The organism is Vibrio sp. FF145 (assembly GCF_041439075.1).
In the GTDB taxonomy this organism is placed as follows: Bacteria; Pseudomonadota; Gammaproteobacteria; order Enterobacterales; family Vibrionaceae; genus Vibrio; species Vibrio tasmaniensis_A.
Window position 1 is genome coordinate 65,993 of the sequence record NZ_JBGONH010000012.1, and the last position, 13,982, is coordinate 79,974.

Genomic DNA, 13,982 nt, shown 5'->3' on the forward strand with positions numbered 1-13,982 from the left:
CAGAAAGCGTGTCACTTTCTAAAGGGTCAGTTTACACCCTATTTTGTGGCTCATTCCGGAGCTAGCGGTCTAGTTCGCGAAAAGACGTAACATGACTAGCTAAAAGACATAAAAAGATAGCTCATAATGATGGCGTCTTCGTTGCCTTGCTTGGTTGGATAATAGTTACGACGGCGGTCGACTTCATTAAAGCCAGCCTTCTCGTAAAGATTAAAAGCATTCACATTACTTTCGCGAACTTCCAGCCAAGCACTTTCCGCGTCAGCTTGTTCACACATATCGAGAAAGTGCTCAACCAAAGCCTTACCGTAACCTTTGCCTTGCTGCTTAGGGTCAACCGCTATCGTCAGCAAAGTAACCTCACCGACAATGTTCTGAGCATAGAAATAGCCGACAACCTTTCCATCGACTTCTAAAACACGGTGGCTGCCTCCACGACTATTAAGATCACGGATCATATTTTCAGACCAAGGATGAGAATGCGCGGTCTGCTCAATTTGCCAAATTGCGTCTAGGTGTTGTTCTGAAGTGGGTAAAAGTTGATTAGTCATAAGCACAAATTTGTTGCCATAAGTCGCGGCGATGTTGGTTATTACCGTTAATGTCAGACAGTAATGGAGATTGAAGTGTTTTTGCCTTCAGTTCATGGGCAGATTCGCAACCAGCAAACCATACCCATTCAACCGAACTTAAATCCACAGCAGACAAGTGTTGCGGTTGAAGGTGTAAAGCTTGAGATAAGTCGAGCTTGATACTTTTGAGTACTCGCTCAAACATCACGGCGAGATCATCCTGAGGTTTTTCTGGTGAAACCAACAGTAACTTGCAATCATTCGATAACAGAGTCAATTCAGATTCATAACCAGCCAAACGCTCTGGGTGACTTAACTCCCATTGGCTAATGCCCATCTCTTGTAGATATTGCGCGTGTGTTTGTGACATATCTAGCGGTCGTAACCTTTGGTTTGTTGGTATTAATATTCTTCGAGTGAACTTAAACGGTGCTCATTGGGGCTGATACTAACAAAAAATAAAGGAGCATCAAGCTCCTTTATTTAGACTAAATCAGTTTGTATCTTATTGAGTGGTAAATCAGCTTATAAGTCGTTGAACTCTGGGCTGTAAGCAATTTCACCAGAATGCCCAGCAAACGCCCCTTCTACCAACTCAATCGCTTGAAAAGCGCCTTCAGGCACATCCCAAACACAACTCAGGCCAAATTCGCTCGCCGCCTTGAAACCAAAACGACCGTAGTAAGCAGGATCACCGAGTACAACACAGGCTGGGTAACCAAAATCTACCAAAGTAGAAAATGCGTCTTCAACCAGTGATTTGGCAATGCCTTGATTGCGGAACTCTTCTTTCACGGCGAGAGGTGCGAGCCCCTGCCAGTTATGATCGTCACCATCAAGAGTAAGAGGGCTAAACATCAGGTGACCAACCACCTCCCCTTCATCAGAACAAGCCACCAGCGATAGCGTTAAATGGCTATTCTCACGCAAGCTCATAACCAAATTAGCTTCTGCATCCGTTTCAAAAACAGATTTCAATAAACGATCGATGACAAGTATATCTGCCGGTGCTTCAGTTCGAATAAGCATTCATTACCTCACTTTGTGTATCTGGGGATTGTACTCCCTTCTGCACAAAATCAGCTAATTGATTTAACAAAGTTTTCATAGGAGTCGGCAATAAGTCTAAATCGACGCTATCCATCAAATTTTTCACTTCCAAGCCTAGCTCGGTATCGCCTTCAATAGACAGTCGACGTTGGAAGAAAAGCGTATCTGGGTCTTCTTTTCGCCCAGCAATCAACACGAGATCATTTAGATTGCCACTAAAACTCACATCTTCATTGACCTCTTTATCAGCGACAACTAGTTGCTCATTTTTGTAGCTAATACACCAACTTAACCCCATATCTTTTATTGAAACTTTAAGCCACTTGTCTTCTAAGAACTCAAAATCACCATCCTCTAAAGCCTCCTTGAATACATTTTTCAATGCTTCTAATAAGGCTTTTTTTTGTACTGATTTTGGTAATAACTGGACTGGAGATCGCAAAATTGATGCGGCATTTTGAACTAGTTGAGTGCGTATCTTGTTTATCACGTGACTTATCCGTAACTTTGTCAATAATATAGAAAGCATCATAGATGATGTTGAGATCTCAGTTACTGTTATGTATCAAATTAATTCAGTTTGATGCTCGACCTTTAATATATTGATAATCACAGTTATAGTAACTCTGGTCATGAAAATCACAGCGAATCGCTGCACTCACAAGTAAACATCGATAGCTGAACAAAAAGTAATCAATGTTTATCGATAGTGAATATTCAAGCTCTTGGAGAATTGGTAGTACTTTGATGCCTCCCCAGCAACTACAACATTGGTTTACACAGCTTACTGCAAACAGCCCGTTCTTTTTTGCGGTACTTGATGCTCAACATAACTATTTTATGGTGAATGAGCGTTACTGTGATATTGCTGGTTTAAGTAAAACAGAGCTTGTAGGCATGAATGACCGCCAAACCTTGGGCGAGCAATTCTACCAACACCTTAAGCCTTACTATGAGCGTGCATTCAATGGCGAAACGATTGAGGCCGAAATCACCCTAAACGAAACGGCTTTAGACACTAGCCTTCATTTCAGCCTATCTCCGCTTACCAATGGTAAAAAGACTGAATACATCATCTTTCACGCCTTCGATACATCTGAAAACCAAGTACTTGTCCGTTCTTTAGAAGAGTCTGAAGCGAAATTCCACAAGCTATCTGACCTGCTCCCAGACGGATTGCTATTAGTTGAAAACGACTACATTCTGTCTTCGAACCCTGCAGCTGCGCGCTTACTTGGTTTTAACGCCACCACAGAATTGATTGGCGAAGAGTTAGGCCGATTATTTATCGATGAACAAACCAAAACAGTCTTTAATAATGACCTCAGCTCCATTATTTCTGAGTCTGGCTTGGTTTGTTTAACGGGTGCTCGATGTGGCTTTGAACGTAAAGTTCAGTTAAATATCGACTCGACGGTCATTCTTGGGAGCAGTACCCAACTCGTACTTATTCAAGACGCTCAAGAAACAACAAAACAATACACACCCGCTAACAGTGAAGATGCCTACATCGATACACTGACTAAGCTCTACAACCGACTTGGGTTTACCAAAAGCCTTGAGCAGTTCATTCACAACAAGACCCCTGTTGTGATGCTCTACTTAGACATCGATAACTTCAAAAATATCAATGACTCACTTGGCCACCACATCGGTGATAAAGTGATTAAAGAGGTCGCATCTCGCTTAAAACGACAACTGCCTCGTCAAGCTATTATTGGCCATTTAGGCGGTGATGAATTTGGTATTATTCTACCTGAGCCTGAACACCCACGAACACCTGAAATACTCTCTGAAAAGATCATATCTCTGATCAACCAACCCTTCGATCTCCACCATTTTAGTAAGCGTTTAGCCTGCTCGATTGGTAGTGTGAGCTTTCCTCACGATGGCAGTGACGCACGTATCTTGCTACAGAATGCTGACACCGCAATGTATGAAGCTAAGGATCGTGGACGCAACCGCCTGATCAAGTTCAACGAACAGATGAACAAAGAAGCGCGAATGCGACTGTGGCTTGAGATAGAACTGCAAAAAGCACTGCAACAGAACGGGCTTGAGGTTTGGTACCAACCAAAAGTAAATGCGCGTGACTTCACCATTAACGGAGCAGAAGCTCTGGTACGTTGGAAGCACCCTGTAGAAGGTTATATTAGCCCTGCCGCATTTATTCCAGTAGCGGAACGTGCTGGCCTTATTGAACAACTTGGTCGTGTGGTAATGCGCGAAGTATTTGCCACGGTGAAACGTTGGAAGATGCAAGGTATTTTACCTGGTCGCGTCGCGATCAACCTTTCACCAGAGCAGTTTGGTAATCCAAAATTGATTGATTTCATGGAGAAGTTGCTGCGTTCTACTGAGCTAGATCCTAGTGCGATTACCTTTGAGCTTACAGAAAGTGCCGTAATGAGTGATAGTGAGCACACGCTTCAAATGCTGAACGCGATTAAGAGACTTGGCTTTGCGTTATCCATTGATGACTTTGGTACGGGTTACTCTTCTCTATCTTACCTTGCTCGCTTTCCGATTGATGAGCTTAAAATTGACCGGGCTTTTATCTCAGATATCGATACCTTACCAAAGCAAATTACCGTAATTGAAAACATCATCAACCTTGGGAAATCTCTCGATTTAACCGTGGTTGCAGAGGGTGTCGAAACCAGTGAACAAGCAACCCTACTGTCAAACCTCAACTGTGGTTCAATTCAAGGTTTCCACTTCTATCGCCCTCAACCAAAACAAGAGGTTGAAGAACTGTTCGCCCAAAACCGTCGTCACAAGAATTAATTAAACACGCCCTCCAGCACCAAGCTAAAGCGTAAATTCGCCATTCGTCAGTACCTCAAATGGGGTAAAAGCAGATTTATCCATCTAAACCTGCCTTACATCAATTCCGTCATTCATAATTCTTCATAAAATACTCGCTTCAATTTTATTCTATTGGTAGTGAGCAAATGGAACTCTTATGCCCAGCGGGTAACTTACCTGCTTTGAAAACCGCTATTGATTGCGGTGCGGATGCTGTCTATATCGGATTCAAAGACGATACGAATGCCCGACACTTCGCAGGCCTTAATTTTGCGGGTAAAAAGCTCGATCGTGCTGTGCAGTATGTACATGACCGCAACAAGAAAATTCACGTTGCCTTAAATACTTTTGCTCACCCAAACGGCTTCGAACGCTGGACTAATGCTGTAGATAACGCCGCCGCACTAGGCGTTGATGCGCTTATCATCGCTGACATCGCGGTGCTCGAGTACGCTGCAAATAAATATCCAGAACTAGAGCTGCACTTATCAGTACAAGCATCTGCGACCAATGCAGCCGCTATCGACTTCTATCATAAAAATTTCAACGTTAAGCGTGTGGTATTGCCGCGCGTATTGTCGATCCATCAGGTCAAACAGCTTTCTCGTAACATCACTTCTGACGTTGACCTCGAAGTATTCGCTTTTGGTAGCTTATGTATCATGGCAGAAGGCCGTTGCTACCTCTCTTCATACATGACGGGTGAATCGCCAAATACGGTTGGGGCATGTTCTCCAGCAAAATACGTTCGCTGGCAAGAAACGGATGGCGGACTTGAATCTCGCTTGAACGAAATCCTTATCGACAAGTATGAAGCAGGTGAGAACGCAGGTTACCCAACGCTATGTAAAGGCCGATTTGAAGCAGAAGTAGATGGTGAGCGAAAGCGTTATCACGCACTTGAAGAGCCAACTAGCCTTAACACACTATCTATGTTGCCTGAGCTTTTCGCCGCGAATGTTGCTTCTGTGAAGATTGAAGGTCGCCAACGTAGCCCTGCTTATGTCGAGCAAGTCACTCGCACTTGGCGCGCAGCCATCGATCGCTACTTAGCGAACCCTGAACAATACCAAGTGGAACAAGCTTGGAATGCGACACTGGCGAATGTATCTGAAGGTACACAAACCACGCTTGGCGCTTACCACCGTAAATGGCAATAGAGCCAAATGGAGAACTCAATGAAATACGCATTAGGCCCTCTACTTTATTTTTGGCCAAAACAAGATGTTGAAAGCTTCTATGAGCAAGCAAAATCAAGCTCTGCCGACATCATCTACCTCGGTGAAGCGGTGTGCTCAAAGCGCCGTGAGATGAAAGCAAAACACTGGATGGACATAGCAAAAGAGCTGTCTGATTCAGGTAAGCAAGTGGTACTTTCAACCATGGCATTGCTAGAAGCCCCAAGCGAAGTCAACATCATGAAGAAGTACATTGATAACGGTGACTTCGCCATTGAAGCCAATGATGTATCTGCGATTCAACTGGCAAGTGAAAGTAAGGTGCCTTTTGTTGTTGGCCCTGCGGTGAACACCTACAATGCACGCACTCTGAACCTGTTCTTGAAACAAGGTATGACGCGTTGGTGTATGCCCGTTGAGCTTTCTCGCGAGTGGCTAAGCAACGTAATGAAACAGTGCGAAGAGCTTAATATTCGTAATAAGTTCGAAGTAGAAGTGTTTAGCCATGGCTACTTACCTCTTGCTTACTCTGCACGTTGCTTTACAGCCCGAGCAGAGAACAAAGCCAAAGACGATTGCGAAACCTGCTGCATCAAATACCCAACAGGTCTACAGGTCGAAAGCCAAGAAGGCCAATCGGTATTTAACCTTAATGGTATCCAGACGCAATCAGGTTACTGCTACAACCTAGTCAATGATCTACCGAGCATGCATGACTTGGTCGATGTCGTTCGCCTGAGTCCATTGGGTATCGACACTTTCTCTGAAATCAATAACTTCAGAGCGAACGAGCAAGGTCAAAAACCAATGAAGATTGAAAGCCGCCAGTGCAATGGCTACTGGCATCAGCTTGCGGGTTTAGACGTTAAAAACATCTAGTTTCTAGAGTTAAACCCATCAGCCACAGAGACAAAAAGGTCTAGCATTCGCTAGACCTTTTTAATTCTACTTAAGAAATACGACCTATGCCGCCGCTGTATTCATCGGTGAGACATCGAGCTTCTTTACATCTTTGTAGAGCATCACCATCACCACCACGCTTAGCGCAATATTAGACAGTGGGTACGCAACCCAGATCCCCGGCACACCGTACAACTTAGGCATAATGTACAAGAAAGGTAACTGGATAAGCATATTACCTAGCATGACAAACATCGCTTTACTGCCTTTGTTGACCGCCTGATAGTAAGCACCCGCTACCACTAAGAAGCCATCAAGCGCCAGTGCAAACATGTGCAATCGAATACCCAACACGGTGTACTCAACTAGCTGAGGTTCATCTGAGTTAAAGACTGACACAAACTCTCGTGGGAACGCGTTCAGAAGCAGCACGAACGCCACACCAATCAATACCGAACTCATCATCGCAATCTTAAGTAGCTTACGGATATTCGCTTGGTTACGCGCACCATGGTTATAACTCACCAATGGTTGCATGCCGTTGGCGATACCTTCAGCCGTGAGATAATAAACCGTCACTATGTAGCCCAAAATCGCGTAAGCACCAATCATCAACTGGTCGCCATATTGAGAGAACAACGCATTGTGCAGCGCAACCATCATCGAACCGTAAGCGTACATAAAGAAGCTTGATGTACCAATGGCAAAGATTTGTGGAATCACATCAAGCTTCAGTCTCAGTTCATTCCAACGCAAGCGCAGGTTTGCTCGACGTGAGAAGAAGTAAGCTAACCCCAAACCTGTTACTACAAACTGAGCAATCGCGGTTGCCAATGCAGCACCCTTCAACTCCCAACCAAGCTGAGCAATAAACAGATAATCCAGAGCTATATTGATCACCGCACCGACAATCATCAGTATGGTGGCCAAGTTCGGGCTGTCATCGTTACGCAGTAAAAACGGCATCGCGATCGAACCTAGCGTGAAGACACTCGCGCCAATCAGAATGTGTAAGTATTGTAGGCCAAGTTCATACACTCTCCCTTCTGCGCCCTGCCAAAGCAAGAAGTTATCAGCAAACAAAAACAGCAATGCAGAAACAATAGGTGTTATCGCCAACAACAAGGTTAAACCTGTTGCTAAGATCTCCTTAGCGCCTTGAGTATCTTTTTCACCTTGGCGAATCGAGACAAGCGCACCTGTACCTACACCCACCAACATACCAATACCGAGAATCGAACCAATCACAGGCCACGCAACATTGATACCTGCAAGTCCATCAGCCCCCACATAGCGGCCAATGAAGATGCCATCCACCACTTGGTAAAGGCCATTAACCAACATGGCAGCCACAGTAGGGATTGTGTATCGCCAAAACTGACGACTAATTGAGTTACTCATTTCTTACTCTACTTTCATCTGTGAGTCGCATATCAACAAGATATGACTCGAAAAATTAGTTAACAAGGCTAACTAAATATCTAAATTATTTACTTCAAAGCTTTATTTAATAATAGGTTTAGCTGCTGAGACTCTTGCTCAGACAAACGACTTTCCAATATCTGTGCCATGACCTGATAGATCTTACTTTCTTCTTCTAAGCCGACTTCAGCTTTGCTGGTCAATACGACCAACTTAGACCTCGCATCTTCGAGCGAAACTTTACGCTCAACAAGCCCCTTTCTCTCTAGTCTCTGAACCATAGTGGTTGCTGAAGGCTTTGTAACCTGCATCTCAATCGCAAGATCAGTCAATCGGATCGGTTCAGGAGAAGATTGAATGACCTTCAAATAGTCATACTCATTGAAGCTCAATTGGCAAATAGGATCTTCATTTACCTGAGTTCGCCATATCTTAGAGGCGAAGCGCTCAATCTTTTCTAAATTCTGGTTCAGCATACTCACCTAATCAAGAATCGCATTTAGTTAGCAAGGCTAACTATTTTAGTATTGTTTAAATAAAAAGCAATCAAAAGCGAGCCCCCCTTTTTTTGTTTATAAAAACGGAGCATAAAAAAGGAGCATAAAAAAACCGCTGACAGGCAGCGGTTCTTCGGAATCAAAATATATCGTTTACTTTGTGTCGGCTTTTTCTTCGGCCTCAGCCAACTTAACTTTTGCTAAGTGCTCGGCTTTAAGAGTAGTAAATATACGGCTTAGCTCTAAGAAAGAGTAACGATGCTCTACATATTCATACACATTGAAAGACACTGACAACTTGTACAGAGAGATCGCATTCGCGTAGTCCCCATTCATGTGGTAACGCTTAGCAAGGTAGAAATATGTCTCAGTTAGGCGCTGCGCAAGTAACGTGTTGTCACGAGTACCGGTCAAGATGGCCTTAAAAGCCTGCTCTTCAGTAATGTCATCAAGCATAATCGCGACTAATACCCAACCCCACTGCTCATCACGGCTCTCGTAACGTTTTTGCAAATCAAGCTTGGCTTGCTCTGGCGTGAGTTCGTGCTGAATGATATACAACCAAAGCGCACGGAATGGATCACTTGGGTCATCGGTATAATGCTTCGTCATCTCTTCATTGGCTAAATCATAACGTTCGCCGTAGTAGAGTGCGATAGAGCGGTTTCTTTCTGCGTAAGAGTTTGCAGGATCAAGCTCTAACGTAGAATCAAAAGATTCATAAGCGGCATCAAACTCCCCTACCTGCGTAAAGTAAACCCCCAAAAGGTTGAAGATATCAGGTTGAGCAGGGTTCAATGAAAGAGATTGGTTGAAGTCGAGACGTGCTAGATCACGCAGGCCAACACTATCGTAGTAGTTACCACGTTCAAACAGCATCTTAGATCGAACTTCATCATTCAAGTCCGGGCGCTGTAATAATTGACTAAGACGTGCAATTTGAACCTCTTGCTGAACGCTTGGTTGCAGCGGCACAGCCATTGGTGGATAAACCCAACGTGAGGTGTTATCTGATGTTGTCGCACAACCTGTCAGTACAAGCAGTAAACACATACTCGCGGTTTGAAACCATTTCACAAATAATTACTCCTGTTATGACCGCAATAAAAAAGGGGAGCGATATGCTCCCCTTTATAACATGCTTTTTTACCAATGGGTTAGAAATCACTAAAAAGCGATAGTCCCATTAATAGGCTAAGAATTACTCAGCAGCAGGTGCTTCGCCTTCAGCTGGCGTCTCAACTGCTTCTTTCATGCTTAGACGTACACGGCCTTGACGGTCAATTTCAAGAACCTTAACTGGTACTTCTTGACCTTCAGTTAGGTAGTCAGACACTTTCTCAACGCGCTTATCAGCGATTTGAGAGATGTGTACTAGACCATCTTTACCTGGAAGGATAGTAACGAATGCACCGAAGTCAGCTAGACGAGCAACTTTACCTTGGTAAATGCGGCCAACTTCAACTTCAGCAGTGATCTCTTCGATACGACGGATAGCTTCTTTAGCAGCTGCGCCTTCAGTAGCAGCAATCTTGATTGTGCCATCGTCTTCGATTTCGATTGTAGTACCCGTTTCTTCACAAAGAGCACGGATAACTGCGCCGCCTTTACCGATAACATCTTTGATCTTATCAGAGCTGATTTTCATTGTGTGGATACGTGGAGCGAATTCAGAGATATCTTCACGAGCACCTGAGATAGCTTCATCCATTACAGAAAGGATGTGCTTACGTGCACCTTGCGCTTGGTTAAGAGCAATTTGCATGATCTCTTTAGTGATACCTTCGATCTTGATGTCCATTTGAAGTGCAGTGATACCAGCGTTAGTACCTGCTACTTTAAAGTCCATATCACCTAGGTGATCTTCGTCGCCAAGGATGTCAGAAAGAACTACGAAATCGTCGCCTTCTTTAACAAGACCCATTGCGATACCCGCAACAGAAGCTTTGATTGGAACACCAGCATCCATAAGAGCTAGAGATGTACCACATACAGAAGCCATTGAAGAAGAACCGTTAGATTCTGTGATTTCCGATACAACACGAACTGTGTATGGGAATTCGTCAACAGAAGGCATTACTGCTTGGATACCACGCTTAGCAAGCTTACCGTGACCAATTTCACGACGCTTAGGAGAACCAACGAAACCAGTCTCACCTACACAGTATGGAGGGAAGTTGTAGTGTAGAAGGAAGTTGTCTTTCTTCTCACCCATTAGGCTGTCGATGATTTGTGCATCACGTTGTGTACCAAGCGTTGCAGTAACAAGTGCTTGAGTTTCACCACGAGTGAATAGAGAAGAACCGTGTGTACGTGGAAGAACACCAGTACGTACGTCTAGCGCACGAACCATGTCTTTTTCACGGCCATCGATACGTGGGTTGCCAGCAATGATGCGGCTACGTACTACGTTTTTCTCTAGAGAACCAAGCATGCCGCGGATTTCGCGCTCATCTAGGTTTTCGTCTTGTGCAATTAGAGCTTCAACAGTGTCGTTCTTGATTGCGCCAACTTGCTCGTAACGAGCCATTTTCTCAGTGATCTGGTACGCGTCAGATAGACGAGTTTCAGCAAGTTCAGCAACTTGAGCTTTAAGCTCAGTGTTAACTGCTGGCGCTTCCCAGTTCCAAGATGGAGTTGCAACTTCAGCAGCAAACTCGTTGATTGCTTTGATTACAACTTGTTGTTGGTCGTGACCGTAAACAACAGCTGAAAGCATTTCTTCTTCAGATAGGTTATCTGCTTCAGATTCAACCATAAGTACTGCGCCTTCTGTACCAGACACAACTAGGTCTAGTTTAGAGTTTTCAAGCTCAGTATTTGATGGGTTAAGAACAAGTTCGCCGTCGATGTGACCAACACGTGCAGCACCGATAGGACCATTGAATGGAGCACCAGAGATAGCAAGTGCAGCAGACGTTGCGATCATAGTGATCATGTCTGGGTTTACGTCAGAGTTGATAGAAACAACCGTAGCGATAACTTGAACTTCGTTTTTAAACGCACTTGGGAAAAGTGGACGAATTGGACGGTCAATCAGACGAGCTGTTAACGTTTCGCCTTCAGATGGACGACCTTCGCGCTTGAAGAAACCACCGGGAATTTTACCCGCAGCGTATGTACGCTCTTGGTAGTTAACTGTTAGAGGGAAGAAATCTTGACCTGCAACAGCTTCTTTTTTAGCAACAACAGAAACGAATACTGATGTATCGTCCATAGTCGCCATTACAGCAGCAGTAGCTTGACGTGCCATTACGCCCGTTTCTAGAGTAACGGTGTGGTTACCGTACTGGAATGACTTTACAACTGGTTTTTCAAACATTGTATATCCTTCATCTGAAAATCTCTTTTCAGAATAAGTGAATGAATGCTCAGCAATAACTAATCGCGACTAGTAAAAAAAGACGAGAAGTTCAATCAGACTAAACATCTGCTTTTAATAGTCGCGACCTATTGGCCGACATCTGTGACTGTTATTGTTGAGCTAATTAGGGTGCGAAATAATCAAACAATTATTCGCGTGCGAGAGTATAAACTATTTTCTTGGTAAGAGACATTTTCACGATTAAAAATCAGGTTAACCGCACAGAGAACCTTCATTTTTAACATTAAAAATATAACAGGCACAAAAAAAGGAGCATAAATGCTCCTTTTCTTCAAACTGTCTTTGCAGACATCGCTATTAGCGACGTAGGCCTAGACGCTTGATTAGGTCTTGGTAACGAGTAAGGTTTTTGCCTTTCAAGTAATCAAGAAGCTTACGACGGCTAGAAACCATACGTAATAGACCACGACGGCTGTGGTGATCGTGTTTGTGCGCTTTGAAGTGACCTTGTAGGTGGTTGATAGAAGCAGTAAGTAGTGCTACTTGTACTTCTGGTGAACCTGTGTCGCCTTCAGATTGTGCGTATTCTGCAACGATTGCTGCTTTAGTTTCTGCATTCAGAGACATAAATCTCTCCTGATAAGAGTAAGTTTATATTTGTAGCAGCCAATCTCTGATTCAGCCGCTACGCGAGCCGAGGATTATAGGGAAGTTTACGAATTGGTGCAATAACAATCGAACTAATGAAAAACGAAAAAAGCGAACCATTAAAATTAAGGGCTCGCTTTCTATATTATTGATTCGCTTTTCCAGGCTAAGCGCCAACACCTAACTAGGTTTCAGCGTTATGCTTGTGGCTCTTCATCTCTGAAAACAACCAAACGCTTCGGTGCAACTCGGCCATCTTCAGCAATCTGAGCAACACCAACAAACAGTTTCTCTTCACCACTTGTCATGCGAACCGTACCTTCAGTCGGCGCACCAGAAACCTGAACGGGCATACCGTGCTGAACTAGATCAGTCAGTTCCGCGTTTAAGTTAACTTCTGGTAAGTCTTCAACGGCTGTATCCATTGGCATTAATAGTGGATCAAGCAGCTCTTTGGGTGCAATTTCTTGCGCCTGCGCTTGCTCTAGGATCTCGTTCAACTGCTCCAAAGTCACCATACGATCGTACGGATACTTAGCAACACCAGTACGGCGAAGCATGGTCACGTGGGCACCACAACCTAGCATTTCACCAAGATCATCGGTAATTGTGCGGATGTAAGTGCCTTTTGAACAATGCACTTCCATCTCAACTTCATCACCTTCAAAGCGAAGCAGTTCAATAGAGTAAACAGTGATTTTACGAGATTCACGAGGCACCTCGATACCTGCACGTGCGTATTCATACAAAGGCTTACCTTGATACTTCAATGCTGAGAACATTGATGGAATCTGGTCGGTTTCCCCTTTGAAGCTTGCAATGCAGCGTTCAAGTTGCTCTTGAGTCACGTTAACATCTCGTGTCTCTACCACTTCACCATCAGAGTCAGAGGTATTGGTACGCTCACCAAGCTTAGCGATTACTACGTAGCGCTTGTCAGAATCTAATAGAAACTGAGAAAACTTCGTTGCTTCACCAAGACAAATTGGCAGCATGCCAGTCGCAAGAGGATCAAGAGCACCGGTGTGCCCTGCCTTCTCTGCAAAGTAAATACGTTTTACTTTTTGCAGTGCATCATTAGACGAAATGCCCGTTGGCTTATCTAACAGAATTACCCCGTTGATAGGGCGACCTTTACGACGGCGAGCCATTACTCTTCGCCCTTAGACTGAGTTTCGTCAGTGCGGCCAGACTCTTCTTGCTTACGCTTATCGTCGTTTAAAACTTCACTTACTAAGTTAGACATACGCATGCCTTCTACTAGTGTGTTGTCGTAAGTAAAACGCACTTCAGGCGTTAGACGGTGACGAATACGCTTACCAAGAGCCATACGAACTGGCACTTCATGCTCTTTAAGAGCAGCAAGACATGATTCAGGTGTTTGCTCACCGATACATAGGAAAGTAACGAACACTTTTGCGTAAGCAAGGTCACGAGACACTTCTACGTCTGAGATAGTTACCATACCGATACGTGAGTCACGAACTTCACGTTGTAGGATAAGCGCAAGCTCTTTTTGAAGCTGCTGAGACACACGTTGTGTGCGGCTAAATTCTTTTGACATTTTCTTTTCTCACTTAGA

General features: G+C 44.1%; 14 protein-coding genes. 3 read left to right on the top strand and 11 right to left on the bottom strand.

Annotation, left to right across the window (positions count from 1 at the left end):
- Positions 1-95: 95 nt before the first annotated feature.
- The 4 genes from rimI to ACED42_RS06720 all read right to left on the bottom strand — a co-directional run bounded on the left by rimI (position 96) and on the right by ACED42_RS06720 (position 2,112).
- Positions 96-551: a ribosomal protein S18-alanine N-acetyltransferase gene (rimI, locus tag ACED42_RS06705; protein WP_029222735.1), complete on the bottom strand. Its 456-nt coding sequence runs from the start codon at positions 549-551 to the stop codon at positions 96-98.
- Positions 544-942, bottom strand: coding sequence for a DNA polymerase III subunit psi (locus ACED42_RS06710; protein WP_009847529.1), 399 nt, complete (start codon positions 940-942; stop codon positions 544-546). Before ACED42_RS06710 ends, rimI begins: the two co-directional genes overlap by 8 nt.
- A 155-nt stretch (positions 943-1,097) precedes the next feature.
- Positions 1,098-1,601: a GNAT family N-acetyltransferase gene (locus ACED42_RS06715; RefSeq protein WP_009847530.1), complete on the bottom strand. Its 504-nt coding sequence runs from the start codon at positions 1,599-1,601 to the stop codon at positions 1,098-1,100.
- Positions 1,585-2,112: an SCP2 domain-containing protein gene (locus ACED42_RS06720; protein ID WP_009847531.1), complete on the bottom strand. Its 528-nt coding sequence runs from the start codon at positions 2,110-2,112 to the stop codon at positions 1,585-1,587. The genes ACED42_RS06715 and ACED42_RS06720 overlap by 17 nt, the downstream gene beginning before the upstream one ends.
- Positions 2,113-2,369: 257 nt before the next feature.
- Between ACED42_RS06720 and ACED42_RS06725 the strand changes: the two genes are divergently transcribed.
- The 3 genes from ACED42_RS06725 (at position 2,370) to ACED42_RS06735 (ending at position 6,487) form a co-directional block, all read left to right on the top strand.
- Entirely contained in the window at positions 2,370-4,409 is a 2,040-nt protein-coding gene (locus ACED42_RS06725; RefSeq protein WP_371701926.1) for an EAL domain-containing protein, read from the top strand.
- Positions 4,410-4,576: 167 nt separating this feature from the next.
- The gene (locus ACED42_RS06730) at positions 4,577-5,590 is read left to right on the top strand and encodes a peptidase U32 family protein (RefSeq protein ID WP_009847533.1); all 1,014 of its coding nucleotides are present in this window, start codon (positions 4,577-4,579) and stop codon (positions 5,588-5,590) included.
- Between the two features lie 18 nt (positions 5,591-5,608).
- Positions 5,609-6,487 carry a U32 family peptidase gene (locus ACED42_RS06735; RefSeq protein ID WP_009847534.1) on the top strand — a complete coding sequence of 293 codons (879 nt, stop codon included), beginning with the start codon at positions 5,609-5,611 and terminating at the stop codon, positions 6,485-6,487.
- Positions 6,488-6,571: 84 nt separating this feature from the next.
- On the opposite strand, the gene ACED42_RS06740 is transcribed toward ACED42_RS06735, so the two are convergent.
- The 7 genes from ACED42_RS06740 to rbfA all read right to left on the bottom strand — a co-directional run bounded on the left by ACED42_RS06740 (position 6,572) and on the right by rbfA (position 13,964).
- Entirely contained in the window at positions 6,572-7,909 is a 1,338-nt protein-coding gene (locus ACED42_RS06740) for an MATE family efflux transporter (protein WP_009847535.1), read from the bottom strand.
- A gap of 89 nt (positions 7,910-7,998) precedes the next feature.
- Positions 7,999-8,406, bottom strand: a complete 408-nt coding sequence (locus tag ACED42_RS06745) for a MarR family winged helix-turn-helix transcriptional regulator (protein ID WP_041472897.1) — start codon at positions 8,404-8,406, stop codon at positions 7,999-8,001.
- 174 nt (positions 8,407-8,580) lie between these two features.
- Positions 8,581-9,504 carry a lipoprotein NlpI gene (nlpI, locus tag ACED42_RS06750; RefSeq protein WP_009847537.1) on the bottom strand — a complete coding sequence of 308 codons (924 nt, stop codon included), beginning with the start codon at positions 9,502-9,504 and terminating at the stop codon, positions 8,581-8,583.
- Between the two features lie 124 nt (positions 9,505-9,628).
- Entirely contained in the window at positions 9,629-11,749 is a 2,121-nt protein-coding gene (gene pnp, locus ACED42_RS06755) for a polyribonucleotide nucleotidyltransferase (RefSeq protein ID WP_371701929.1), read from the bottom strand.
- 360 nt (positions 11,750-12,109) lie between these two features.
- Positions 12,110-12,379 carry a 30S ribosomal protein S15 gene (rpsO, locus tag ACED42_RS06760; protein ID WP_004734493.1) on the bottom strand — a complete coding sequence of 90 codons (270 nt, stop codon included), beginning with the start codon at positions 12,377-12,379 and terminating at the stop codon, positions 12,110-12,112.
- Between the two features lie 218 nt (positions 12,380-12,597).
- Positions 12,598-13,551, bottom strand: coding sequence for a tRNA pseudouridine(55) synthase TruB (gene truB / locus ACED42_RS06765; protein WP_012604702.1), 954 nt, complete (start codon positions 13,549-13,551; stop codon positions 12,598-12,600).
- Positions 13,551-13,964: a 30S ribosome-binding factor RbfA gene (rbfA, locus tag ACED42_RS06770; protein ID WP_009847540.1), complete on the bottom strand. Its 414-nt coding sequence runs from the start codon at positions 13,962-13,964 to the stop codon at positions 13,551-13,553. The genes truB and rbfA overlap by 1 nt, the downstream gene beginning before the upstream one ends.
- Positions 13,965-13,982: the final 18 nt, after the last annotated feature.

Excerpts from the sequence above, each read along its gene's own strand:
- rimI (WP_029222735.1), bottom strand. The coding sequence starts at position 551 with ATGACTAATCAACTTTTACCCACTTCAGAACAACACCTAGACGCAATT.
- ACED42_RS06710 (WP_009847529.1), bottom strand. The coding sequence starts at position 942 with ATGTCACAAACACACGCGCAATATCTACAAGAGATGGGCATTAGCCAA.
- ACED42_RS06715 (WP_009847530.1), bottom strand. The coding sequence starts at position 1,601 with ATGCTTATTCGAACTGAAGCACCGGCAGATATACTTGTCATCGATCGT.
- ACED42_RS06725 (WP_371701926.1), top strand. The coding sequence starts at position 2,370 with ATGCCTCCCCAGCAACTACAACATTGGTTTACACAGCTTACTGCAAAC.
- ACED42_RS06730 (WP_009847533.1), top strand. The coding sequence starts at position 4,577 with ATGGAACTCTTATGCCCAGCGGGTAACTTACCTGCTTTGAAAACCGCT.
- ACED42_RS06735 (WP_009847534.1), top strand. The coding sequence starts at position 5,609 with ATGAAATACGCATTAGGCCCTCTACTTTATTTTTGGCCAAAACAAGAT.
- ACED42_RS06740 (WP_009847535.1), bottom strand. The coding sequence starts at position 7,909 with ATGAGTAACTCAATTAGTCGTCAGTTTTGGCGATACACAATCCCTACT.
- ACED42_RS06745 (WP_041472897.1), bottom strand. The coding sequence starts at position 8,406 with ATGCTGAACCAGAATTTAGAAAAGATTGAGCGCTTCGCCTCTAAGATA.
- pnp (WP_371701929.1), bottom strand. The coding sequence starts at position 11,749 with ATGTTTGAAAAACCAGTTGTAAAGTCATTCCAGTACGGTAACCACACC.
- rpsO (WP_004734493.1), bottom strand. The coding sequence starts at position 12,379 with ATGTCTCTGAATGCAGAAACTAAAGCAGCAATCGTTGCAGAATACGCA.
- truB (WP_012604702.1), bottom strand. The coding sequence starts at position 13,551 with ATGGCTCGCCGTCGTAAAGGTCGCCCTATCAACGGGGTAATTCTGTTA.
- rbfA (WP_009847540.1), bottom strand. The coding sequence starts at position 13,964 with ATGTCAAAAGAATTTAGCCGCACACAACGTGTGTCTCAGCAGCTTCAA.